Source organism: Bacillus sp. B1-b2 (assembly GCF_009183415.1).
In the GTDB taxonomy this organism is placed as follows: domain Bacteria; phylum Bacillota; class Bacilli; order Bacillales; family Cytobacillaceae; genus Niallia.
The window spans coordinates 388956-412412 of the sequence record NZ_WEHU01000001.1 but is presented as its reverse complement, the minus strand read 5'-3'; the positions used below and the strand labels follow the sequence as shown (position 1 = coordinate 412412).

Sequence of the window (23457 nt, the reverse complement as noted above, 5' to 3'; positions counted from 1 at the left end):
ACTATACCAAAGATCGAGGTGTTTTTTCATTTTTTAATAACATTGTCAAGCCATATATTTAATAGACCTTAAAAACAATACAACCAACGATTAGCACTTATTTTTCTGGTGCGAAAGTTGAGTCAATATTTTGATACACCATTTATGGAAAAAAAGGAGGATTAGTATGTGGTTACCATTTACTGCAACTTTTTTACGTAATTATCAAGTGATGAAAAGAGCATTTCCTTGGTCTTTCTTTATAGGTCATATCTTAACAGGATTTTACATTATCATTTTTGCCTACTTCACATACTATTATGTTTTTAAAGAAGAACTGGCTGGAAGCTTTTCCTCCTATTCTGGAACAGATGATTATTTATCTTATGTAATATTAGGTGGAGTACTTTATTCCTTTTCAGTATCTCTCTTAATGATTGTGAGTAGAGCCATTATTACAGAGCTAAGAGAAGGAACTTTAGAAGCTTTGCTATTATCTCCTTCTTCTCGTAAAGGTTACTTCTTAGGATATGTAGCTCAAGGTTTAACACGAGTAATAATAGAGTTTTTGGTAATCATTTTGACTGGCTATTTTTTTGGTCTGTACTTACAAGATATTAACTGGCTAAATGTGCTGGTTGTTTTACTTCTATTGGTTGCTGCTACCTTTAGTCAAGCACTTGTATTAGGATCGTTCATGCTCTATTTCAGAGATACATATATTACGCAAAACACACTTTTTGTCTTAATGGGATTAGTTTGCAGTATCACCTTCCCCGTAGAATTTCTGCCAGAAACTTTTAGCTGGATAGGAAACATAATGCCCCTCACTTATGGAGTAGATGCATTAAGGTTAACTTGGATTGAAGGTAAATCTCTAGTAGAAATATGGCCGTTTATATGGAGAATGATTGTAATTGGTATTATTTATTTTCCTATTGGTACTTATTTTATTAAAAAAATGGAAAAGAGTGTACTAGAAAAACATTTTGGATAAGGAGTGAACATAGTGATTGAAGCTTGTAATCTAGGTAAAAATTATATAGTAAAGAAAAAGAAACACCTTTTCCGAACAGAAAGAAAAAGAATCAACGCAGTGAAAAACCTTCATTTATGCATTAAAGAAGGAGAAATAGTTGGTCTACTAGGCTTAAATGGTGCTGGAAAAACAACAACAATTAAAATGCTTTCAACCTTATTAAATCCTTCAGAAGGAAGAATAACTGTTGATGGCTTGGATATAGTAAATGATGCCATGCAAGTAAAAGGTTTAGTGAATATGATAGCAGGTGGAGAGCGAATGTTATACTGGCGGCTTAGTGGCATTCAAAACCTGCGTTACTTCGGAAAGCTTTATGGATTAAAAGGGAAGCAACTAGAAACTAGAATTTCTAGTTTACTAGAGGAGGTTGGTCTTACAACAGCTGCTGATACCCCTGTTGAATTGTACTCTAAGGGGATGAAACAAAGATTGCAGATTGCTAGAGGGCTGATTAATGATCCTAAATATTTATTTTTAGATGAGCCCACACTAGGGCTGGATGCTCCAGTAGCAAAACAATTACGTCAAATGGTGAAAAGATTAGCAAAAGAAGAAAGGAAAGGAATATTACTAACTAGTCATTATCTAGAAGAAGTAGAGGAACTTTGTGATCGAGTTTATATTATAGAAAAAGGCTCTTTGCTGTTACACGATACTCCTGAAAATATTATTTCAACCGTTGTGAAAAAATTCCATTTAAAAGTAGTTACAAGTTCCTTATCGAAACCTCAAGTGGAAAATATTAAACAAAACATGACTGATTGCAGTATTCTTTTTACCGAACAAATTGATGCTACGGTTATAGAAATAATGGCAGAGTTTGATCCAACATCCAAACTTCTTAATTTATGTATGTCAGAAACTATTTCCATACAATCTTTAGAAATGAAAAGACCTAGCTTAGAAGACGCCATTCTCACTTTAGCAAAGGAGAGTTTATCATGAATATACTCTCCATTCTAATAGCAGAAACAATCAAAAGTCACCAGCATAATTTTCACAATAAACTTATATACTTCTCGTTATTGATATGGCCAAGTTTATTGTTTGTTACATCCTATTATTCTTTTAAACCATTTAATTTATCTGAAACAAGTCCACTCTCTAAATATATGGATGTAGATGACATAACATTATTTTTATTAACTGGTTATTTAGCGTATATTTTCTTTTGGAGTCTTGTTCAGTCTGCTTGGGGAATGTCACATGAACGTCAAGCTGGAACTCTTGAACTAATTTTTTTATCTCCAGTTTCTCGAATAGCCGTAATGTTTTCTAGAGCTGCAGGTAATTTACTGGAAGCAGTATGGCTGTTTACCGCCTTTACTTTTTTCATGTTAATACTAACTGGTCATGCTGGAGATATTTCTTGGTGGAATGTACCAGTTGGTTTTATTCTTCTTAGTATTTCCGCAGTCATTTGGGGAGGATTTCTAAATATTGTCTTTTTATTCTCACGAGATGCTGGAATATTATTCACTCTCTTTGAAGAGCCCATGCAGTTTTTTTCAGGAGTAAGAATCCCTATACTAGCAATTCCTTTTTGGGGAAAATGGATTGGACTACTTTTTCCTTTAACATATGTCCTTGAAATTTTTCGTGAATTGATACTAAACGGAAAAAGCGTAATAGAGCTTGCCTTATCCATTTCAATCCTAATTTCTATACTAACTTTTTTATTTGGAGTATCTATCATTCTTTTAAAGAAAGCAGAAAAACACGCAAAAGAAACTGGAAATATGGTATTGTTTTAAGCAAAATAGATGAAAGAGAACTACAGATTTTTTAGTCCTCATTCATCTATTTTATAAAGTAATAGATAAAGCATTTCATCTATTTTTCGGTGGTATAAACCTTGCAGGGTTACCAACTGCAGTATGTTCTGCTGGGACATCCTTTAATACTAGCGCTAATGCACCAACCTTTGCACCGTCCCCTACTGTGATAGCTCCTAACACTGCTGCTCCGGCTCCAATAAAAACTTTATTCCCGATACGTGGATGCCTTCTTCCTGGTTGGTTATCAACACCTCCAAGGGTTACTCCTTGATAGATTACTACATCATCTCCGATTATTGCTGTTTCACCAATTATTACGCCTGTTCCATGATCAATAAGCAATCTTTTTCCGATTTTGGCAGCAGGATGTATTTCAACACCAGTCCATACACGAGCAAACTGAGAAATGCACTGTGCTGCTAAATGCAGCTTTCTTTTCCATAGTTTATGAGATAATCGATAAAACCAAACTGCATGTAGCCCTGAATAAGTAAGAATCACTTGTAAATTAGAAGTTACAGAAGGATCATAGTCTCGAACCATTTTGATTTCCTGGAAAAATGAAAACTTTTTCCTTGCACGAAAAGTACTTCTTTCTATCTTTTGTAGCTTCATCGTTTATTCTCCACATCTGTAATTGCTTGATCGAGAATGGAAAGCCCTTCATCTAGCTCTTCATATGTTACCGTTAACGGAGGTGCTATTCGGAAAACGCCCCCCATACCAGGTAGGCAAACAATATTCATATGAAGTCCTAATTCTAAACATCTTGCCGTTATTTGATCTCCAATTTCTTCTGAGCGTTCCTTACTAGTCTTATCCTTTACAATTTCAATACCTTGTAGCAAGCCTCTACCCCTAGCATCACCAACCACTTCATGCTTCTTCACCAAGTTCTTAAGAGCTTTTGCTAAATATTCTCCCTTTTCTTGTGCTTTTTGCAAAAGGTTTTCTCGTTCAATAACATTCATTACTGTGCAGCCAACCGCTGCAACCAATGGATCATTAACATGAGAGGTATAAAAAACAAAACCTTTCTCGTGAGCTTTTTGCTCTATTTCATCTGTTGTTACTAGTGCGGCAAGTGGTAAACCCGCTCCAAGCGTTTTAGATAATGTTAAAATATCAGGCGTTACTCCATCATGTTGGAAGCCATACCAATGTCCAGTTCGACCAAAGCTTGTTTGTGCTTCATCAAAGATAAGAAGCATCCCTCTCTCCTGACACTTCTTCTTTAATTCTGCTAAATATCCAGGTGGTGGAACAAGGATACCACCTCCTGAAACAATTGGTTCTACGATACAAGCTGCAAGGCTTCCTACAGATTGAGCATCCACCATAGCAAAACCATAATCAAGTTGTTTTTGCCAATCAAAATTCCCATTCCCATCTAAGAAATCTGGTCGATAATCGTATGGGGTAGGAATTGCTAGTTGGCCCGGCGAACCAGGTAACCCACTTTTACGAGCAGATGCATAGGTAGCACCAGCACTAGCTTCTGTTAAACCATGCCAAGATCGATTAAAGGAAACAACCTCGAATTTTCCAGTAACTAGCTTAGCCATTCTTATTGCAGCCTCATTCACTTCAGATCCAGTTGATAAAGGAATAACCTTTGTGAGTGGATCTGTTACTGTCTGCGCAATATGTGTACAGAGATTAATACTTGGTCTGGAAAGCATTCCACTAAATAAATGATCTAGTCGATCCGCTGATTCCCTTAAAGTGGCTACTACTTCAGGGTGAGAATGGCCGATTGTGGAAGACATTTGACCAGACGTGAAGTCTAATATTTTCCTTCCTCCTTCTGTATACAGATAGCTTCCCTTGGCATAGTCGATAATTTCTGGGATAAAAAAAGGAGCACCATACCTTCCAACATGCCTCTTAACATCTCTCCAAGGGTCCATTCTTCTTGCATAAGGTTCTATCATTTCCCATCTCTCCCTTTTAGCTATTTACGTTTACCTTTCTTAACGTTTATTATTAATGAATAATCATCATTAAACAATCAGGTTTTTCTTAACAATATCTTTAGATAAACTAAAAAGGAGTGCCATTATGCTTAATACTTGGAGATTACAATTGCTTGTACAATTTGAAACACTAGGGACTATGCAGCGTGTCGCGGAAGTAATGTATATTAGTACTGCTACTGTTTCTCAACAACTCAACCTTTTAGAGAAAGAAACACAAACGATCCTTTTTGAAAAAAAAGGAAGAAAAGTCCAATTAACTCATGCAGGCTATCACCTTGTAAAGCAAGTAAGACCTATTCTTCATCAACTAGAAAAAATCGAAAATTCTTTCAATGATACTTCTGATGCTATTCAAGGAACAATAAGAATTGCTTCTTTTTCGAGTGCTTTGCGACATATTGTTATTCCAGCAATAGCAAAAGTAGAAAAAAAACATCCTCTACTAACCATTCAACTAACAGAAATGGAACCAGATGAAAGCCTACCTGCACTTGATTCACATCAATTCGATCTAGCAGTTGTTGCTTATTTTGAAAAGAATCAACTGCTTATTCAAAAAGACCGAAGCTTCATCGAATTAGGTACAGATAATCTCAAAATTTTAATCGGAAATAATAACCCTTTAAAAATCTATTCTTCGATTAAAATGGAGGATCTTATGGAAGAAAACTGGGTTATGGAGCCTGAAGGGACATATCTATCCGAATATACAAGAACTCTTTGTCGAAATGCAGGCTATCAACCCAATGTGAAGAATGTATTTTTAAGCTATTCCACTATGCAAGCAGTTGTAGCGAATAATCTGGCTATAGCTGTTTTACCTAAATTAGCAATTAGCAAACACACGGATGGAATTCATCTTTTGGACTTAATTCCAAAAACCTCACGCCATATTTTTCTTGTTGCACGTAAGCCTCAGATGTCTCTCCGTGCTATTCAACTTGTTAGTGAAGCAATAAAAGAACAAGCTGAAAAAGTGATTACAAATGATTGAAGATACTTAAAACATTGAGCGTGATTTCACTTTTTTATTTTTTCTATTTTCACTACTTATAAACGAAAAAGCATGCAAGTATAACGATAGAAGTGTACTCTTCTACTAACACTTTACTTTTTACAAGGGAAAAATATCTAATACCTCTTCTGTAAAATAGTGGTAGGAAGTATAATAGATTTCTACATACATAGAATGAATCTTTAAGGAGTGTGTTAAATGATTGTGAATAAGCAATTCTTTCATGTAAAAGGCTTAAAATATACTATTCGTAATGCAACAAATCAAGATGCCATATCATTATCTGAATTAAGACTTCAAATTGATGGGGAATCAGAAAATATGGATCGCGAAAAAGGGGAAGATTATATTGACCCTTTTGGATTTGAAAAACTGATAGAAATTGATACTTTACATTCTAAAAGATTATTCTTAATAGCTGAAATCAATGGGAAAATCATTGGTTATTCAAGATGTATTGGTAATGATTTAAAAAGATTTGCTCATAAAGTAGAGTTTGGACTTGGTGTTTTAAAGGATTACTGGGGATATGGAGTTGGCAGAAATCTTATGCAAGAAACCATAAAGTGGGCTGATAGCAATGATATTAAAAAAATGGAATTATATGGCGTTCTTGAAACAAATACAAGAGGAATAGAATTATATAAAAAGCTTGGTTTTGAAATAGAAGGTTGTTTTAAGAATGATAGAATTCTATCTGATGGAAACTATTATACTACCTATATGATGGCTAGGTTTAATGATTGTTAAGGAATATAGCAACCAAATGAAGGTTACTATTAGTTGAGCAAAGTGATTTTAGGTAAAAGGATACTCTAGAAAGAGAATCCTTTTACCTAAAATTTTGCTAACCTATTAATCCAGAGATATGTGATACCTGTGCAATAAATCTTTTAATGCAGGTCGTCTATGACCATCTCTTCCTACTATTTCTTCAGCTGTGAATAACGAATTAAGGATGGCCTCTTCTACTGCCTCTCCAATGGCTCTAAATGCCATATCTATGTCTTCTTCATGAATTGTTGGAATAGAAAGAGTGCCATTTGTTTTTTCATGAGGAATTTTAGTAGCAGTGGAAAAACCAATCACCACTTCCCCGCTTCCATTAGTGATAATGGAGCCAGTTCTAGATAACCCTGTAACAGATCTCTTTAAAATCCGGTTAAGCTGTCTTTCAGATACAGGCAAATCTGTTGCTACAATGATAATGATAGAACCTTTGTCTTCTTCCTTATAAGACTCAATAAGAGCTTTCTTTACTTCTTTTCCAACTGGTTTATTATTGATGTTTAAATCACTTAATATACCAAAATTGGATAACACCAAAACCCCCATTGTATAGGAACCATACTCTAATTCCATTATCCGTGAAGCTGAGCCAATCCCTCCTTTTAATGAATAACAGAGCATTCCCGTTCCTGCCCCAACAGCTCCTTCTTTAAATTCGGTTGCCGTATTCTCTAAAGCATCTAGTACATGCTCTCTCTGTACAAATTTCGCTCTAACATCATTCAAATACATATCATTACACTCAGCAACTATAGGATTCACCGTTCCAGTTGTACGACCAATTTCAGGATTCTGTTTTAGCATATAATCAATAAGTACATCAGATGCCATCCCTACATTTAACGTATTAGTAAGGATGATCGGTGTCTCTAAAGTACCTAACTCATTTATTTGTATTGTTCCTGTCGTTTTTCCAAAACCATTAATAATGTGGCTAGCAGCCATTACCTTTTCTTTAAAAATGTTACCCTGATGTGGAAGAATAGCTGTAACACCTGTTTGCATATCGCCTTTACTAAGCGTAACATGTCCAACAGTAACTCCCTCTACATCTGTTATTGCATTTAGAGCACCTGGTTTTAAGCGCCCTATCTCTATTCCATAATCTCTTATTCTCTTTTGATTATACATGATATATCCCCCTTTTTTTAGAAAGTATAGATACGATATAATTTTATATACATTCTGTTTGATAAGCACCTTATCTTATTACTATATAATAATAAAAATTCTAAACTAAATTTAACATTCTCAACAAAATTCTATAGTTAATTCCTATATAGATTTCGTTCGCACTAAATAATTATTTTAAACATTCAATCTAATAGCATGACGAAATAGCTACCTACTAATGCCATCTTAAAGTATAATTAGAATATATGCATCAAACCCGATCAAAGATTTAATATTAATGGAGTAATATCTATGAATAATGACTTACTTATATATATTTTAATCATTTCCCTTTCAGCTGGACTAAGCTTATTTTTAAGTTTATTTGCTTCCTTTAAACTAAGGAGAGCTCCAGGTGCAAAACACTATGTAATTGTTACAATTCTTTCATCCTTGTTTTCTATTTTTTATTGTTTTGAATTAACTAGTACTACATTAAAAGAAATAACCTATTGGTTAAGTTTGGAATATCTTGTAATGCCATTTATTCCAGCTTTTGTCTTTCTAATGTGTACAGAATATATAGGAAAAAAACTTAGTCTCCGTAATTATTATTTATTATTTGCTATACCATGTTTAACTGTTTTGATGCAAACCACTAACGGCCTTCATCATTTATATTACACTTCAGTACAGTTGAGAGTAGATACACCTTTTCCTATTATAGATCTTACTTATGGACCGTTTTTTTATTTACATTCTCTTTATCTTGTACTTTGTTTAACAGCAAGTATTATTACGTTGGTTCTTCAATGGAAAAATAATAGTAGAATATTTCAATTTCAACTTTTAACGATGATAGCTGGTTTACTTACTCCAATCATTGCTAACTATTTTTACTTAAATGATTTAAGTCCATATGGTATCGATTTTGGCCCAGTTTCTATGAGTCTTTCCTTTGTTTTTCATTTTATTGCACTTGTATCGTTTAAAATGTTTCATGTAACACCCATCTTTCGAGATACCATATTCGAAAGAATGAAAGAGGGAGTCCTTGTATTAAATCGTGAGGGAATGGTACTTGATTTTAATCAAGCCATGAAGGTCGTGATACCTTCTTTAAAGTCTTCCATAATAGGATATTCTCTAGAGAACACACTATCAGAAAACAAGCATCTTATGGAACTCCTCATTAAAAAGAAAGATTGTGAATATCATTGTGTTATCGAAAACAGAAAAACCTACTATCAAGTTCATTTCTCTGAGGTGAAGGATAAGCACAACAAAATAATTGGTCATATCCTAACATTTATTGATATGACTGAAAAAATAGAAATGCAAGAAAAATTAAAAAAGCTTGCCTCTATAGATGGTCTTACTAAAGTATATAATCGTACCTATTTCACAAAAGAATATAAAGAATTACTTAAATTCACAGAAAATAATGGCGGAAACCTTTCCTTAATCATGTTTGATATTGATCATTTCAAAAAAATCAATGATCAATATGGACATTTAACAGGAGACATGGTCTTAACTCATGTAGCAGCAATAGCAAAAGCGAGTATAAGAAAAGACGATATTATAGTCAGATACGGAGGAGAAGAATTTATCATACTTCTTCCAAATACAAAAATAGAAGAAGCGATTATTCTCTCAGATACAATTAGGCAAAAAGTATTAGAAATTTTTCTTCTTAAAAATAACAAGAAGATTCAAACGACATTAAGTTTAGGAATATCCTCTCACTATGTTCACCCTAGTTGCTTAGGTGACACCATACATGAATTAATTAGAGAAGCAGATGAAGCATTATATACTGCAAAACAAAAGGGAAGAAACAATAGTCAACCATATACTAAGGAATATAGTATGCAATAGAAAAGTCACTGAGGGATTTCAGTGACTTTTTTCAATAAATGCAAATGAATATCTATAATAATTCTATATAACCATCTGTACCATTAAGTCTAATCCTTTGTCCGTCTTTTATTATATTAGTAGCGTTTTCTAGCCCTACCACTGCAGGCAAACCATATTCACGTGCAATAACTGCACCGTGAGTCATTAGCCCACCAACTTCTGTAACTAAACCAACTACCGCTACAAATAAAGGTGTCCAACTAGGATCCGTAAATTTTGTGACTAATATATCTCCTTTTTCTAACTTTGCATCTTCCATACTTAGTATCACTCTGGCACGCCCTTCCACAACTCCAGTAGAAACCGGTAAGGCAGCAAATGAATTAGCTGGAAGGTTTTCGTGCTTATATTTCCCCATAAGAATTTCTCCATCTGATGTTAGTACACGTGGAGGTGTTAGCTTTTCATAAAATAGAAAGTCCTTCTTACGCTGCTGAATCATTTGCTTATCTACTTGTTTCGTATTGATTACTTTTTGCAGCTCTTCCAAGTTGAGATAGTATATATCTTCTTTTTCCATAAGAACTTTTCTTTCAACTAGAGAATGAGCTTCCCTTAATAATGCTTGTTTATATAGAAAATATCTTGTAATCATAGTGTACTTTGGATATTCTCGGTATCCGCTAAAGTTACGAATAAGGTCAATTCTTCGCTTGGTTTCTAATACTTTTCTCTCACCATCAGGTAATTCCTTCAATTTATTCATTATTTCTTGCTCTTTTTTCCAGGCAAACTGTTGTCCTTTCTCAAACTTTTTCTTACTAGCATTCGTCTCAAAGTTTCTGATATTGCCTAAAATCATCGGCAGAATAGTGCTAGGTTTTTCACTCCATCGATTTCTTGTTATATCAATTTCACCAGCACATCTCATTCCATAATTTTCGAGAAAACGAAGAATTACACGTTGTACATTTACTCCACCATGAAAATTAACTATTTCTGTTAAATAGTTATCTTCTCTTACCTCTTTTAAGTATTCTATTATTTCTGGATAAGGTCGAATAACATCGGCAACGTCTAAGAGTGCTAAACCCATTTCCGATGTTATATTGTTTGGTACAGATTGAGATAAAATGTCAGCTACATTTTTCTCTCCTAACCAATTATAAATATTTTCATTAATCCATGCTGAAGCCTCCATCGTAGCCATAATCACCTTTAAGCCCTGTGGATCAAATAAGTGCTTCTTCAATATATGGATGTCTTCTATAATAAAGTTAATTAGCTCACTACCAGACTTCAAATGGAGGTTCTTCTGTAATTCCTTAATGGAGGTTACATTTTTCTCGATTAAGGTAGAGATAGTAGTAGGATCGATTTCATCTGGCATTGGTTTACTAGAAGATTTTTCTTCCTTCTTCTCAAATGCTTGCATTGTTTCTTCTTTTTGAAAAAATTCTAAAAATCCTTCTCTCTCCACAATCGTCATCAGTGCATCTTTTATAAGTGGATCGGATTTTCCGAGTGAATCTATTATATTTTTTCTGCTAGATGGAATATTTAAGTGATTAGTAATATCAACAAATAGGCGTCCACCAGCTGTTTTCATTGGTGCACTCGTTGTTAAAAGATAAAATGATAATCCTAATGGCTTCATGGAATCTGTCATCATTTGTTGGTGACCAACAGAAACATAGACATGCTTTTCTTGGTCTGTTTCTATAGGGATGGGAAATAGAGTCGTAATGGGTCTACTTTGAACAATATGAAATATATTATCTATCAAACACCACTCAATATCTTGTGGACATTTAAAATAAGCTTCAATTTTTCTGGATATTTTCTCAAGTTGTATAATTTGATCCTCTGAAAGACTAGATTGATTTTTAACAAGTAAGTCTTGTTCCTTTATTTCTGTTCCACCCTCCTCTAATACATGCATCACCCTATTTTTACTAGCAATGTTTGATTCTATTATCTTTCCTTTCTGCACTTTATAATTGTCGGCTGAAATTATGCCAGAAACAATTGCCTCTCCTAGTCCAAAACTCGCATCTATAGAGAGTACTGTTCTATTTGACGTCAAGGGATCTGCAGTAAATACTACTCCTGAAACCTCTGGGAAAATCATTCTTTGAATAATAACAGATAAATATACTCTGTCATGACTAAACCCGTTTTGCATACGGTACGTTACTGCACGATCAGTAAATAAGGAAGCCCAACATTTACGAATATGTTCTAATATAGAAGTCTTCCCTTTTATGTTTAAATAGGAATCTTGTTGCCCAGCAAAGGAAGCATGTGGTAAATCTTCAGCAGTTGCACTTGAACGAATGGCATAGGCATGATCATCACCGTACCTTTTAAGAGAAAGAAAAATTGCTTGCTGAGCGTTAGAAGGAATTTTGGTGATCATTATTTGTTGTCTAATCTTCCTACTAATATCCCTAATTTGATCTCTATCTTCCACTGAAAGCAACTTTAGCTGACCAAATAATGTGTTCAATAACTCATTTTGTTCTAATGTTTTTCTAAACACAAATGTTGTCACACAAAAGCCCTCTGGTACGGAAATATCAGGAATCTTACTAAGCTCTCCTAAGTTCGCTCCTTTTCCACCTACTAGCATTTGTTTCGTATGATCCACTTCGCTAAAATCCAACACATATGGTCCCATTCTATTCCCTCCTATAGAAACACCTTAAATTGTAGCTGAAAATAGCTACTTCACTTGATTAATCATATCAACTAAATAATGAAAAAACAGACTAATAAAAGTCTGTTCAGCATGCTATAATTAAACTAGGGAGAGATAGAGTTTATTAATGAAACTGTTCTTTTCTTTTTTTATTTTTGAAAAAAAGACGGACGAATTGGTTAAATAACCCTTTATTTTCCAGTTATATTATTTAAAATTCTTATTCATCACTATAACGTTTAAGAAGTTTATCCTGTGTCGTTCAGTCTATTATTTACTTAATAGTAAAAGTAAATAACTAGCTGAGCAAAGAAATAATGCAATGTTTGTTACTACATATATGATATTCTGTCCTAAACTAAGTTTTGTCTCTCTCTTGACTTTTATGAAATAGCGATAAAAATAGATAGAACAAAGAAGTAGTATTATTGCAGTGATTTGAAATATAAGCTCTAGTATTGTAATCAAGAAAACCGCTCCAATCTGAGTCTAAATTCTCTTACAAACCCTTCAGACTTATTCTCTCACATTACCTCTTAACCCTATTTAATAAATATAGTCATTTTCCATATGATTTAATTATCTATTTTCTTCATAATAACTGCACTCACTAACAAAATCACTCCTATAACTAATCCTATTAATTGAACTAATAGAATATCACCTGTTCTAAAATATTGAATGGTGAATATTCCACCAAATATAATAATCATCAAGAAAGCAGCTCTAAACAAGAAAGTAACCATTTGAATGATTCCTCCTAATTAATACTTTAAAACCTAGAAAGAATAAGTTACTATCTATAACCTCGGAATACATCTTCTATATAATTTGCGATAGAAAGCTATTTATTTTTGTTTATATAAAAATAGGAGCTTCCTCCCATCATAAATCCACCAATAATTGCAAAAATTGTGCCCAACGCAACCCAAATTTCATCTAAAAGAGTAGACAAAATGATACCTAGTAAAAATAGAACAAAGCCAGACAATAAGAAAACAATAAACTTTCTCATAACCATCTCCTTTTCTACTACCATTTTTTCTCGGAAACATGCTCAGTACTTCTTTAATCTGTAACCACATCATAATTAATAACTATTTCGTTACCATCGAAATTAATTACCAACCATTCACTATCAATAGAAATAAGCCCTCTTTCATATCCTAGATGATATACAATATTATTATCTTTTTTAAAGTACTCTGTTTCCGATGGTGTGCCTAGTATATTTATCACCTCATTCTTTGTCATTCCTTTAAAATCATAATTTAGTAATAAATCATCTATTATTTCTACTCTTTTGGAAGGTTTCTCACTCCATTTACTCGAAGTGAAATTTGAATTATATTCATTTAGCCCTAACATAAACAGACAAACTAAAACTGGAATGAGGCAAATGATGGTGACTTTTTTAAAATTTTTATGTACTTTCATTTCAGCTAACGAGGAATCAATAAACTGTTTCCATACTATGTATTCAAAAAGTAGTAGGAAAAGAGACGGTATTAAAATAGCAGATATACTTACAATACTAAACAAAGCATTAAATACATGTATGATAAAAATATATATCATAGATAGCAAAAGATGCAAAATTACAAATAGTACTAACATATTCCATAAGATGCTCTGTTTTTTGGTCAAAGTTTCTCCCCGCTCGCACAACAACTGCTTTAGCTTGCTATTGTTCCGTATAAAAAACTTGGCTTTATACCAAGTTTTTTTTACTGTTACGTTTAATAATATAATCTGTTATAAATCCAACAATAAAGCCAACTATAATAGGGATAAAGGATATGCTTGTTTCAAATATTGTTCCTTCAGAATCACTTCCACCTGTAATAGATATACGGAGTAACTCTATATGCAAGATATTTCCTATCGTGTATAAAAGGACAATAGCTATTAAGGCTGCTAATAAAGGAAAAGAAATATATTTTTTTTGCAAAAGTAACACCTCCTATTTTTATTACGAAGAATCAGGAAATAAGATTCAAAAAATGGTAAAAATAGTTCATTTTTGCTCTTTAAATCAAATGAAAGTAGAGAAAGAGCTATCCGTTATTGCTCGTTTTTATTTAGTTTTTGTATACCTAAGTTCAATATAAAACCAATCATACTCCAGATATTTAACACTACACTTGCAAATAATAAAGAATATTTGACAAGCGGTGGTCCATCTATACTTGATGAAATTACTAGAATGCTACAACCTATTATTAACAAAGAGAACAAGAATGGTAAGTTCTTCACCATAATCTCCCACCTCCAATCATCCTTATTATACCATAATTGTTTATTATTACTGGCCGTTGATTCTAAAGGTACTAGCTAAACTCCCTATATACCTCTAAATATTATTGTTTTTTATTATATTTAAGCTTCTTACTATAAGTATAAAAAGAAACAAAATTTAATGAAATGGTAACCATTAATAATACGACGGATGCTAATGACACTGCATACATAGTATCCATAAGTGCACTCCAATCTTCTATCACTACTAAATGATAGGTATAAAAAATCTGAAAACATAATGAAATACCACAGGCACTTAAGCTTAGTAAGGAGCTAACAAGCAAACTGTGACTACTATATTTCTGCAATCTCAATAGATACACAATTGGTATGAACCATGCAATCAACCCGAGAAGTAAACTGCCTATATTGAGCAAACCAAAATCTAGCATGAATTAATCCCCTTTTTAGTATTCGTTTACTTTGTTTTTCTAGATTAAGCTTTCTTCCTTTTTTACTAACATTTCGATGATACTGTGATAGTGAGGTTCTCCATGATTTATATCCAGAAGATAGCTATCTGCCATTTTTATAGTTTGATATCCTGTGAAGTAATTCATTAATTCTTCCTTAGAAAAGTAGTGGATATAAGAGTTTGTTGCTTGGCGGTAAAAGGTTAAGTCATTTAATCTTTGATGTCCATTATTTCTATTTCTTTCAAGACTCGGGTCTTTTCTATCAAAGACATTTATATAGATGAAACCATCTTTCATCAAGCCCTTTTTAGCCTTTTCTATAATATTTTTTATATCCTTTTCTTGAAAAAAGTTAAGAACATTAGCCAATATAATTAAAGAGTAGGTGTTCTCCTTAATTTCAAAACTTGTTACATCACCTACTTCTGCTTTCATTGCTAGATTATTTTCCTCTGCATACTTCTTTGCTCGTAAAACAGCTGTTTCTGAAATGTCTATCCCCTCCGTAACAAAACCTCTTCTTGAAAAATAAAGTGCATTTCTTCCTTCTCCCATACCAAGATCCAACACCTTGCTCTTTGACTCTAGTAAACTTGTATATTCAACCAATGTATGTATTGGCTGTAATCCCCATAAATTATTTTCAGTTTTAGCATACTGTTTTTCCCAAAATTCTTGATTTCCGATCATATTGGCTTATACCTCTTTCCCTTTTTATTAAATCATTAATTTTTTGAATATATGTTAAATTATGTAATTTATTCTTATTATACTATATCTCCCTCATAAAGAGGAGCGGTATACAGGAAACAAGGTATACTTATTTCGTACACCTTGTTTAGAAATTCATTTGGATGGTCCTAGTAAGAGATTGTATTAAGAAGACATAGAAACGGGGTGGTTAACTATTAATAAATGATGGAGAACTATTTATTTACACAACCGTTACAAAATTTTCAACATTTAGACGGTATAACTCATACCCAACAAGAATTAACGCATAAACACCAGTTTTATCCTTAATTAATCCTTGAAATGTTCCATAAGCTGGATGACCATAAAATGGCACAGTAGCTTTTAGTGTAAAAGTGATACCTTGATTTCTAGCTATCCCCGCGAATAGACCTTGTTCTGTAATAGGAATATAAACAGAATGGTCATTATGTTTCTTTTTATCATCATGTTTCTTTTTATCGTCATCTTTCATTTTTTCCCAAGGTTTTTCTCCATTTGGTTGCATCATCATATAATCTTCCCCTTTGTTAGTAGAATTTTCATTCATAGAACTCAGATTCTCTATAGGCTTGTCCTTTACAATTCTTCCATCATTTAAATTAACCTGACCCATATTATTGTGCTTATGCTTTTCAAATAACTGTATTTCAAATGAGAATTTCATTGTTAACCCCCTTTCGAATGTATTCTTAATACACTAATAGTATATTAAGACTTACCAATCGGAGAAACCGCTTTTATCTATTATTATGTCTATTTTCAGAAAATTGATAAAAAGGTGGAAAAGGTAAAAAAGAAGTTATGTATATGAGTAAGATAAGGAAGTTCTTGTTAAAAAACTATCTAAATTGAATATTTGCTACCCACATTACACATTAGAATACAAGCTAATGTAAATTTAAAAAGAGGCTGGACAAAAAGTCTCGATAAGTGAAAAAACTGAAGTCGACTAGTGCGATTTCACTTTTTTCACTTATTTTAGAGATATGTTGGCAATAGCTTATCTTCTTGCCGCATATTTTCGTATATTTACAGCCATTAATGCGGCGCCGGGTTCGGTTTCTACTTTTGATCTTCCACGAACCGAGAATAGAAAAGGCTTTGTCATTATCTCGTCATTTCATTTCTAAATCTAAAGGCAAAATTATCTGGATTCATGTTAGAATCTTAAACATAAGGACCCTTCTTTCGGATAAAATTTGGTGTGGTAAACTGATTTTATCAGAAGTAGTCCTTATGTTTATTGAAAAACAAACAAAGCCGTGAAATTTTACTTTTCGTAAAATCCCACGGCTTTTTCGTCTAAAAAGAGGGTTTTGTCCCAACTTGATTTAAGAATTCTCTTACATGCTTATCCTACTAGTTTATCAATTTCCTTCTTGACCGTTGTTGCTTGAGATCCAATGACAATTTGCAAATGATGCTTATCAATCTTTATGACCCCATGTACACCAGTCTGTTTAATCTTATCCTCATTGATAATATCTGTATCCTTTAATTCCAGACGAAGCCGAGTCATACAGTTATCATTTGTGATAATATTGTCTTTCCCCCCAATATACTGGAGTATTTTTTTAGCCATATACTCATGATTAGAGTGAGATAGCGTTAATTCTTTTTCTTGCTCAGAGGATTCTACTCCAAATTCAATATCTTTTTCTCTGCCAATAAGGGGAATATCCCTTTTTATTATTACATAGTAGAATGTAAAATAGTAAAGTGCAGCAAAAGCAAGCCCCACTGGAATAATTAAATAGCCTCTATCAGATAAATTCATATTTAAAATAAAATCGACAACTCCAGCTCCCCAAGAGAAACCATGGCGTATGTGCAATATGTAAAGAACTGCTCCAGCTAAGCCAGTATATACTGCATGTAAAAAGTATAAGAGTGGAGAAGTGAATAAAAATGTAAATTCAATAGGTTCTGTAATACCAGTTAAAAAGGAAGTCCCTGCTCCTGAAACCATTAGTGATTTTGTTTCTTTCTTTCTTTTCTTCTTAGCTGCTCTGATAATCGCCAAAGCAATTGCTGGAACTCCAAACATCATGGAGACATAGAACCCACCAATAAAATATCCTGCAGTCGGATCTCCACTTAAAAAACGAGTAATTTCCCCAGTCACAACTTCTCCTGCTGAAGTTTCATATTCTCCTAGACCAAAGTATACATAAGTATTAATAACATGATGCAGACCAAAAGGTAGTAAGAAGCGGTTTAAGAATCCGAAAATAAAAATACCTAAAGCTCCTAGCCCCATTAATGTTTGAGCAAATGTATCAATTCCTGATTGGGCATATGGCCAGATTATTGACATAAGCCCAGAAACTGGAATCATTGTGAAAATTATAACGGTAATTGGGAACTTTTCCTCACCAAAGAATGCTAGCATACTTGGAAGCTTCGTATCTTTGAACTTATTATAAATAAAGGCAGCTAATAAACCAGCCAATACACCACCAAACACACTCATGTTGAGTGCAGGATCCATGATTTTAAGTCCTTCTTTTAAAACAATGATAGATAGAAATCCAGTTAATGCCGGTATTCCTTTATCCTTTGTTTTTGCAAGACCCATGGCAATTCCAATTGCGATAATTGCATCCATCTGATTCAATATAACTCCTGCAGCTTGGTACAGAGGGATATCTAATAAATCTTCTGCACTTAAACGTAGTAATAATCCAGCAATAGGCAAAGCAACAATTGGTATTAGCAAGGACTTTCCAAACTTCTGTAGAAAATTTTTCATAATATGAATCCCCCTCTATATATTATTAAGTGGTTCTTAGATGTCCTTAAATGTACTTAATTGAATGTCGTTTCTATTTCTGAATAGTTCGATAATTTTTTCGCTCATTAAAAGCTCTAATTCATCCACTCTTGGATAGGAAAAAGAAGATCCAGATAGAATTTCTTTATCAAGATAGCCAGGATGTGACATGACCTCCACTGAATGATTGCCCTCAAATATTTGGTCTAATGTTTGGTTATCTTTTATAGATGACTCTAGGACGTATAAAAAAGAATCAGTAGTTTTTACTCCTTCTTCTTGCAATATCCTTGAATATTTCGGAACCATGTTGTTTCGTACAGGTAAATCATATTCTTTTGCCAGCTTTATAAATATATTAGGTATGTCTCCAAATGAATTGGTATGGTGATGACTATCAAGGTGTGTTGGTATTAATCCATAGGACAAAAACTTTTCAATCTGTGCCTTCCATTCTTGATAGACTTCCTCATAATCAATCGTGAATGCTCCTTTATAAAAATCAACCTTTCGAAAATACCCATTGCTATCTACAATTGTTTTGTGCTGATTTAAAAGTGGTTTTCCACAAGTCAAGACTAGATGGATACCTACACCAAGCTCTTGATGCTGTTTCGAAAGTTCTGCCGCATGATCTGCACCAGGCATATTTGTCATAAAAGTGGTAGATGTTAATACGCCTAATTGATGCGCATCAACGATTCCGAAGTTGATTCCTCTTGAATAGCCAAAGTCATCTGCATTGATGATCAGTTTTTTCATTTCATATCCTCCTATCGTATTGAATTGGGAACTGTATGTTTTGATTATAAGTTTTATTAACTTACCTTAGAGTGAAAAAACGAAAGATACTTACTAGTTTTATTTTTGGAGATTAAAAAGAATTCCCGTATACCTGTTTATGGTGTAAGTAGAAGTTTATAACTGATTCATAGATGGGAATTGAATTTTAGTACCGAATTTGGAATGGAAGTAGATCGACGTATATTGGTGCAATGAATAATATGGGTAGTGATTAACCCCAAAAAATCTTAAGTGTATTCGCAAATATCAAATTATGTGGATAAATAACTTAGATCCAAAATTTCTTAACAGAACATATAAGTATATGAGATTATTAACCAATTATTTTTGTAGCTCTGGCCAAAAATCTTTATTTGCTTCTATTAAATCATCTAAAATTGCCTTTGCAGTGGAGACGTTGATTACAGTTCGATTCAATGTTAAAGCTTGAAGTAGTTTGGTGTAACTTTTTTCAAAATATCCTTCTACGACTAATTTTTCATAAGCGTATTGGTTCTCTATTAAACCTTTGTAGAAAGTAGGGATTTCCCCAACAGATAATGCTTTAGGTCCGTTTTTCGTTAGGATTACAGGTACTTCTACCATAGCTTCTGATGGTAAATTAGATATGATACCATTATTCTCCACAATCAAAATAAATCTCTTCTCTAAGTTGTATGCAAGAGATTCTGCTGCTTTAATCATGAAGACACCATGAATATCGACATGAAGTCCTTCCTCTCCTTGTGCAGTATTGTTCTTAATAATGCGGTCACATAAATTGTGCACACGATTTTGACGACCTTCGATCACTTTTCTTGCCCTTGTATGTTCTGGATCCTCTTTTTCTACCATTTGATCTGGATAAAAATAATATTGTAAATAAGTATTTGGTAAGTACTCAGGTAAATCTATCATCAATTGGCGTGCTTGTTCGAAGGTTTTTTGCCAAGATACATCATTTGCAATTTCTTTATCTTCTGGTCTGAATCCTCTCTCGAGAATAAGGTTCTTTAATGTCTCTGTATGGTCGTTGCCTTGCTTATCTAGAATTTTAGTGAACCATCCAAAATGGTTAAGTCCAAAGTACTCAGGTACGATATCCCATACATCTATATTAAGAATTTGCGCATAACTAATCATAATGGCAATTGGCATGTCGCAGATATTTAGAAGTCGATTATCCTTTGGGAATTCTCTTTTCAAGGCTATGGAAACGATAGCTGCTGGATTTGTATAGTTTAAAATCCAAGCTTCAGGTGAATATCGACGAATATCATTGACTAGATCTATCATATCTTTAATAGATCGTAACCCATAGGCCATTCCCCCTGGTCCGCAAGTTTCTTGGCCAACAACACCGTATTTAAGAGGGATTTGCTCATCTAGTTCTCTCATTGCTAGTCCGCCGGTACGAATTTGAACGAAAACAAAATCTGCATCTTGAAACGCTTTTTCTTTATCCGTAGTATACGAGAAAGCTTCAAGTTCTGGATAGCGCTCCTTTAATAGAATTTCAGTAGCTTTTGCATTTCGTTCCTGACGTTCCTTGTCCGTATCATAGAAAACTAATTCTCTGAGGGGAAAATGATCTTTTTCTTCTATTAAGCTCATCATCATTCCCATTGTGTAAGTGCTTCCACTTCCAGCAATAACCAATCGTTGTTTTTTCATATTGAGTGACCTCCTTGTTTTTTATTTCTTTTACATAAATTATTTATATCACTAAAATAAAACAAATACAATACTAATGTTGTATTTAATTTGTATTAAGTGTTATATTGATAATAAGGAATGTTGAATGGTAATGGTTTGCATTTGAGTGTGAGAGTGATTTTATGTATAGTTGTATAGGGTAGTACTAATACAAATACAATACAACAAATACTGGTGGTGCAAGTTTTTTGACTATTCATTCTCCTTTATATAAACAAATTGCAGAGAGAATTAAGAAAGAAATAATTATAGGTAAGTTAAAAAAAGATGATGCCATTCCTCCTGAAATAAAGCTTTCTGAAATGTATGATGTCAGTAGAGTGACCATTCGACAAGCGATTGGACAACTTGTTTCAGAAGATTTTCTTTATAAAATAAGGGGAAGTGGCACCTATGTGAAAGGAGAGAAAATTGAACAAGATATATTCAGACTACAAAGTTTTACTGAAGAGATGAGACAGTTAGGTAAAATTCCCTCTAATGAAATATTAGATTTTCATATGCAAGAAGCAGATGAAGTAGTGCAGGAGAAATTACAGTTAGATGATGAAGAAAAAGTCTTTTTTATTCGGAGATTACGGTATGCAGATGACGAGCCATTGATTTTAGAGGAGACATATATGCCGGTTTCTCTATTTCCAGATTTGTCTATTGAAGTGATGAGACATTCTAAGTATGCCTATGTTGAAAATAAAGGTTATATCATTAAAGAAAGACAAGGTGAGGTATTTCCGTTCTATCCAACTGAAGGGTTAAAAAAGGTTCTTCAACTAGAGGAGCATGAACTGACATTGTCGATGAATTTGTGGGCGGCACTTGATAATGGAACAATTTTTGAGTACACGAAGTTATACTTTAGAAGTGATAAGTACACCTTTAAATTTGTGTCGAAACGAATATAAAAGGAGACTTTATAATGGAAATAATGGAAGTTAACTCATTCGATGAAATGAGTATTAAAGCAGCGGATATGATTGTGAACCAGATTAGAGAGAAATCTTACTCTGTGTTAGGTCTAGCAACAGGCGGAACCATGTTGGGGGTTTATGAGAAGCTAGTCGAGGATTATTTGGTAAATAAGACTTCGTACCTTAAAGTTAAAACGTTAAATTTAGATGAGTATGTGGGGTTAGATTACAGGGATATAAATAGTTATCGTCATTACATGAAGGAGAAGTTATTCGATTATATTGATATTCCTTCTAAACAGACTTACTTGCCAAACGGTATGGCGAAAGATTTGGAAAAAGAGTGTCTACAATATGAAGAGTTAATAAACCATTTTGGTGGGATTGATTTACAGCTGCTAGGTATTGGAGAAAATGGGCATATTGGGTTTAATGAGCCAGGGACTCCCTTTCAAAGTTTAACGCATGTGGTGGAGTTGATGGATTCAACTAGAAAGGCAAATGCTAGATATTTTTCATCTTTAGAGTCTGTTCCGACACAAGCACTTACAATGGGTGTTAATACCATTTATCGTAGTAAGAAGATTCTTCTACTGGCCTCAGGTATAAAAAAAGCTATGGTACTCGATCGGCTAATAAACGGTAATAATGTATCAGAGGATTTACCTGCGTCCATTCTAAAAAAACATAGCAATGTTATTATTATTGCGGATAAAGAAGCGTTATCCCTTGCGAAGTTGAATAGTAATTCTATCTTTTAAGTCAGTGAATTTAAAGAGTGTGTAAAATAGTCACTACCAGCAACTTCTATAGATGATTGAATGAGAGGATTGGACCTAAGTATTTCAGCCAATGATAGATCCGAACTATTAGAAGTTACTATTTTCTATTAGTTTGGATCCTTTTTGTAGTTCTTGAATTTTTCGGGCTAGATGGGAGACCACTGAAAAAATGATAGTAAGTATAGACATTTCTTTTATTTATAGGATACTACTAGTTTGGAAAGGTTCCGCTCGACTCCTACGGGAGATGTGAGACAGTCCGAGACCCTGCAAGAGCGAAGAGGCTCAGCGCGAGCACACGGAAAGCCCTCCCCCCCCTCTCTATTCAGCCGAATGGTTAAATTTGCTACATTTTTCATTCCTAAGATTCCATTTAGGAGTTTGTCTACAGCCTTCAGTCTAATCTATAATAATGGATTAGACTTCCGTATGTATATTTAATTGTTATTTATTAACTTCTTTTAAAATTTCCTCTCTGTCTTTCCCCCCCTACTTTTCAAGATTTTTAGGATTCTCCACATAAATAGCTAAAACATACCCACATTCTGAACAATAATAGGAGGTTAGAGGAGATGATCTGCTTTTCGGATTATCATAAGGAAACATATGCACTACACCATTACCAGCATGAATGATTCCTTTCTTGATTTCGCTATTGCTACACTTAGGACATCTATCTTCCTTCACTTTGGACCCCTCCGTTCTTTATAAGGTGAATTTCTATTTAACATATTCTTCTACTAGATTAAATACGAATCAACAACCTTAAAGTTTCTTTTTCTAT

General features: G+C 33.5%; 24 protein-coding genes. 8 read left to right on the top strand and 16 right to left on the bottom strand.

Annotated elements, in window-relative coordinates; translation table 11 throughout:
• The first annotated feature begins 166 nt into the window (after positions 1 to 166).
• From F9279_RS02035 to F9279_RS02025, 3 genes are read left to right on the top strand one after another with little or no spacing between them, the layout of a single operon-like run.
• The gene (locus F9279_RS02035; protein ID WP_152110952.1) at positions 167 to 976 is read left to right on the top strand and encodes an ABC transporter permease; all 810 of its coding nucleotides are present in this window, start codon (positions 167 to 169) and stop codon (positions 974 to 976) included.
• A gap of 12 nt (positions 977 to 988) precedes the next feature.
• Positions 989 to 1966 carry an ABC transporter ATP-binding protein gene (locus F9279_RS02030; protein WP_152110951.1) on the top strand — a complete coding sequence of 326 codons (978 nt, stop codon included), beginning with the start codon at positions 989 to 991 and terminating at the stop codon, positions 1964 to 1966.
• The gene (locus tag F9279_RS02025) at positions 1963 to 2775 is read left to right on the top strand and encodes an ABC transporter permease (RefSeq protein WP_193224401.1); all 813 of its coding nucleotides are present in this window, start codon (positions 1963 to 1965) and stop codon (positions 2773 to 2775) included. Before F9279_RS02030 ends, F9279_RS02025 begins: the two co-directional genes overlap by 4 nt.
• Positions 2776 to 2850: 75 nt before the next feature.
• Here F9279_RS02025 and cysE read toward each other — a convergent pair whose 3' ends face one another.
• Together cysE and F9279_RS02015 are read right to left on the bottom strand one after the other, a co-directional pair.
• Positions 2851 to 3414, bottom strand: coding sequence for a serine O-acetyltransferase (cysE, locus tag F9279_RS02020; protein ID WP_226793108.1), 564 nt, complete (start codon positions 3412 to 3414; stop codon positions 2851 to 2853).
• Positions 3411 to 4733 (bottom strand): aspartate aminotransferase family protein, encoded by a 1323-nt coding sequence (locus tag F9279_RS02015; protein WP_152110949.1) that lies wholly within the window; start codon positions 4731 to 4733, stop codon positions 3411 to 3413. The genes cysE and F9279_RS02015 overlap by 4 nt, the downstream gene beginning before the upstream one ends.
• A 127-nt stretch (positions 4734 to 4860) precedes the next feature.
• Here F9279_RS02015 and F9279_RS02010 point away from each other — a divergent pair, with 127 nt between their 5' ends.
• Positions 4861 to 5772, top strand: a complete 912-nt coding sequence (locus tag F9279_RS02010; protein WP_152110948.1) for a LysR family transcriptional regulator — start codon at positions 4861 to 4863, stop codon at positions 5770 to 5772.
• 219 nt (positions 5773 to 5991) lie between these two features.
• On the top strand, positions 5992 to 6543 hold the full coding sequence (locus F9279_RS02005) for a GNAT family N-acetyltransferase (RefSeq protein WP_152110947.1): 552 nt from the start codon (positions 5992 to 5994) through the stop codon (positions 6541 to 6543).
• A gap of 105 nt (positions 6544 to 6648) precedes the next feature.
• Here F9279_RS02005 and F9279_RS02000 read toward each other — a convergent pair whose 3' ends face one another.
• Positions 6649 to 7713, bottom strand: coding sequence for a P1 family peptidase (locus F9279_RS02000; protein WP_152110946.1), 1065 nt, complete (start codon positions 7711 to 7713; stop codon positions 6649 to 6651).
• A gap of 294 nt (positions 7714 to 8007) precedes the next feature.
• On the opposite strand from F9279_RS02000, the gene F9279_RS01995 reads away from it, so the two are divergent.
• Entirely contained in the window at positions 8008 to 9576 is a 1569-nt protein-coding gene (locus tag F9279_RS01995; protein WP_152110945.1) for a histidine kinase N-terminal 7TM domain-containing protein, read from the top strand.
• A 52-nt stretch (positions 9577 to 9628) separates the two neighbouring features.
• Here F9279_RS01995 and ppsA read toward each other — a convergent pair whose 3' ends face one another.
• The 12 genes from ppsA to F9279_RS01940 form a co-directional block, all read right to left on the bottom strand.
• Positions 9629 to 12238, bottom strand: coding sequence for a phosphoenolpyruvate synthase (gene ppsA, locus F9279_RS01990; RefSeq protein ID WP_152110944.1), 2610 nt, complete (start codon positions 12236 to 12238; stop codon positions 9629 to 9631).
• A gap of 596 nt (positions 12239 to 12834) precedes the next feature.
• Entirely contained in the window at positions 12835 to 13005 is a 171-nt protein-coding gene (locus tag F9279_RS24880; protein WP_193224400.1) for a hypothetical protein, read from the bottom strand.
• Positions 13006 to 13103: 98 nt separating this feature from the next.
• Positions 13104 to 13274 carry a hypothetical protein gene (locus F9279_RS24875; RefSeq protein WP_226793106.1) on the bottom strand — a complete coding sequence of 57 codons (171 nt, stop codon included), beginning with the start codon at positions 13272 to 13274 and terminating at the stop codon, positions 13104 to 13106.
• Between the two features lie 53 nt (positions 13275 to 13327).
• The gene (bamE, locus tag F9279_RS24870) at positions 13328 to 13696 is read right to left on the bottom strand and encodes an outer membrane protein assembly factor BamE (RefSeq protein ID WP_193224398.1); all 369 of its coding nucleotides are present in this window, start codon (positions 13694 to 13696) and stop codon (positions 13328 to 13330) included.
• A 274-nt stretch (positions 13697 to 13970) separates the two neighbouring features.
• Positions 13971 to 14210 carry a hypothetical protein gene (locus F9279_RS01975; protein WP_152110940.1) on the bottom strand — a complete coding sequence of 80 codons (240 nt, stop codon included), beginning with the start codon at positions 14208 to 14210 and terminating at the stop codon, positions 13971 to 13973.
• Between the two features lie 113 nt (positions 14211 to 14323).
• Entirely contained in the window at positions 14324 to 14518 is a 195-nt protein-coding gene (locus tag F9279_RS01970) for a hypothetical protein (protein ID WP_152110939.1), read from the bottom strand.
• 101 nt (positions 14519 to 14619) lie between these two features.
• Positions 14620 to 14952, bottom strand: coding sequence for a hypothetical protein (locus tag F9279_RS01965; RefSeq protein ID WP_152110938.1), 333 nt, complete (start codon positions 14950 to 14952; stop codon positions 14620 to 14622).
• Between the two features lie 39 nt (positions 14953 to 14991).
• Positions 14992 to 15666 (bottom strand): class I SAM-dependent methyltransferase, encoded by a 675-nt coding sequence (locus tag F9279_RS01960; protein ID WP_152110937.1) that lies wholly within the window; start codon positions 15664 to 15666, stop codon positions 14992 to 14994.
• A 244-nt stretch (positions 15667 to 15910) separates the two neighbouring features.
• Positions 15911 to 16375, bottom strand: coding sequence for a hypothetical protein (locus tag F9279_RS01955; protein WP_152110936.1), 465 nt, complete (start codon positions 16373 to 16375; stop codon positions 15911 to 15913).
• A 687-nt stretch (positions 16376 to 17062) separates the two neighbouring features.
• Positions 17063 to 18463 (bottom strand): PTS transporter subunit EIIC, encoded by a 1401-nt coding sequence (locus F9279_RS01950; protein ID WP_152110935.1) that lies wholly within the window; start codon positions 18461 to 18463, stop codon positions 17063 to 17065.
• 36 nt (positions 18464 to 18499) lie between these two features.
• The gene (chbG, locus tag F9279_RS01945; protein WP_152110934.1) at positions 18500 to 19246 is read right to left on the bottom strand and encodes a chitin disaccharide deacetylase; all 747 of its coding nucleotides are present in this window, start codon (positions 19244 to 19246) and stop codon (positions 18500 to 18502) included.
• A 363-nt stretch (positions 19247 to 19609) separates the two neighbouring features.
• Positions 19610 to 20941: a 6-phospho-alpha-glucosidase gene (locus F9279_RS01940; RefSeq protein WP_152110933.1), complete on the bottom strand. Its 1332-nt coding sequence runs from the start codon at positions 20939 to 20941 to the stop codon at positions 19610 to 19612.
• Positions 20942 to 21171: 230 nt separating this feature from the next.
• Here F9279_RS01940 and F9279_RS01935 point away from each other — a divergent pair, with 230 nt between their 5' ends.
• Together F9279_RS01935 and nagB are read left to right on the top strand one after the other, a co-directional pair.
• On the top strand, positions 21172 to 21885 hold the full coding sequence (locus tag F9279_RS01935) for a GntR family transcriptional regulator (RefSeq protein WP_152110932.1): 714 nt from the start codon (positions 21172 to 21174) through the stop codon (positions 21883 to 21885).
• Between the two features lie 14 nt (positions 21886 to 21899).
• Positions 21900 to 22652, top strand: coding sequence for a glucosamine-6-phosphate deaminase (gene nagB / locus F9279_RS01930; RefSeq protein WP_152110931.1), 753 nt, complete (start codon positions 21900 to 21902; stop codon positions 22650 to 22652).
• A gap of 510 nt (positions 22653 to 23162) precedes the next feature.
• Here nagB and F9279_RS01925 read toward each other — a convergent pair.
• Positions 23163 to 23360 (bottom strand): PF20097 family protein, encoded by a 198-nt coding sequence (locus F9279_RS01925; protein ID WP_152110930.1) that lies wholly within the window; start codon positions 23358 to 23360, stop codon positions 23163 to 23165.
• Between the last annotated feature and the right edge of the window lie 97 nt (positions 23361 to 23457).

Excerpts from the sequence above, each read along its gene's own strand:
- F9279_RS01960 (WP_152110937.1), bottom strand. The coding sequence starts at position 15,666 with ATGATCGGAAATCAAGAATTTTGGGAAAAACAGTATGCTAAAACTGAA.
- F9279_RS02015 (WP_152110949.1), bottom strand. The coding sequence starts at position 4,733 with ATGATAGAACCTTATGCAAGAAGAATGGACCCTTGGAGAGATGTTAAG.
- F9279_RS01965 (WP_152110938.1), bottom strand. The coding sequence starts at position 14,952 with ATGCTAGATTTTGGTTTGCTCAATATAGGCAGTTTACTTCTCGGGTTG.
- F9279_RS01970 (WP_152110939.1), bottom strand. The coding sequence starts at position 14,518 with ATGGTGAAGAACTTACCATTCTTGTTCTCTTTGTTAATAATAGGTTGT.
- F9279_RS01940 (WP_152110933.1), bottom strand. The coding sequence starts at position 20,941 with ATGAAAAAACAACGATTGGTTATTGCTGGAAGTGGAAGCACTTACACA.
- F9279_RS02010 (WP_152110948.1), top strand. The coding sequence starts at position 4,861 with ATGCTTAATACTTGGAGATTACAATTGCTTGTACAATTTGAAACACTA.
- F9279_RS01995 (WP_152110945.1), top strand. The coding sequence starts at position 8,008 with ATGAATAATGACTTACTTATATATATTTTAATCATTTCCCTTTCAGCT.
- nagB (WP_152110931.1), top strand. The coding sequence starts at position 21,900 with ATGGAAATAATGGAAGTTAACTCATTCGATGAAATGAGTATTAAAGCA.
- F9279_RS02000 (WP_152110946.1), bottom strand. The coding sequence starts at position 7,713 with ATGTATAATCAAAAGAGAATAAGAGATTATGGAATAGAGATAGGGCGC.
- ppsA (WP_152110944.1), bottom strand. The coding sequence starts at position 12,238 with ATGGGACCATATGTGTTGGATTTTAGCGAAGTGGATCATACGAAACAA.
- F9279_RS02005 (WP_152110947.1), top strand. The coding sequence starts at position 5,992 with ATGATTGTGAATAAGCAATTCTTTCATGTAAAAGGCTTAAAATATACT.
- F9279_RS24875 (WP_226793106.1), bottom strand. The coding sequence starts at position 13,274 with ATGAGAAAGTTTATTGTTTTCTTATTGTCTGGCTTTGTTCTATTTTTA.
- bamE (WP_193224398.1), bottom strand. The coding sequence starts at position 13,696 with ATGAAAGTACATAAAAATTTTAAAAAAGTCACCATCATTTGCCTCATT.
- chbG (WP_152110934.1), bottom strand. The coding sequence starts at position 19,246 with ATGAAAAAACTGATCATCAATGCAGATGACTTTGGCTATTCAAGAGGA.
- F9279_RS01950 (WP_152110935.1), bottom strand. The coding sequence starts at position 18,463 with ATGAAAAATTTTCTACAGAAGTTTGGAAAGTCCTTGCTAATACCAATT.
- F9279_RS01955 (WP_152110936.1), bottom strand. The coding sequence starts at position 16,375 with ATGAAATTCTCATTTGAAATACAGTTATTTGAAAAGCATAAGCACAAT.
- F9279_RS02025 (WP_193224401.1), top strand. The coding sequence starts at position 1,963 with ATGAATATACTCTCCATTCTAATAGCAGAAACAATCAAAAGTCACCAG.
- F9279_RS02035 (WP_152110952.1), top strand. The coding sequence starts at position 167 with ATGTGGTTACCATTTACTGCAACTTTTTTACGTAATTATCAAGTGATG.
- cysE (WP_226793108.1), bottom strand. The coding sequence starts at position 3,414 with ATGAAGCTACAAAAGATAGAAAGAAGTACTTTTCGTGCAAGGAAAAAG.
- F9279_RS24880 (WP_193224400.1), bottom strand. The coding sequence starts at position 13,005 with ATGGTTACTTTCTTGTTTAGAGCTGCTTTCTTGATGATTATTATATTT.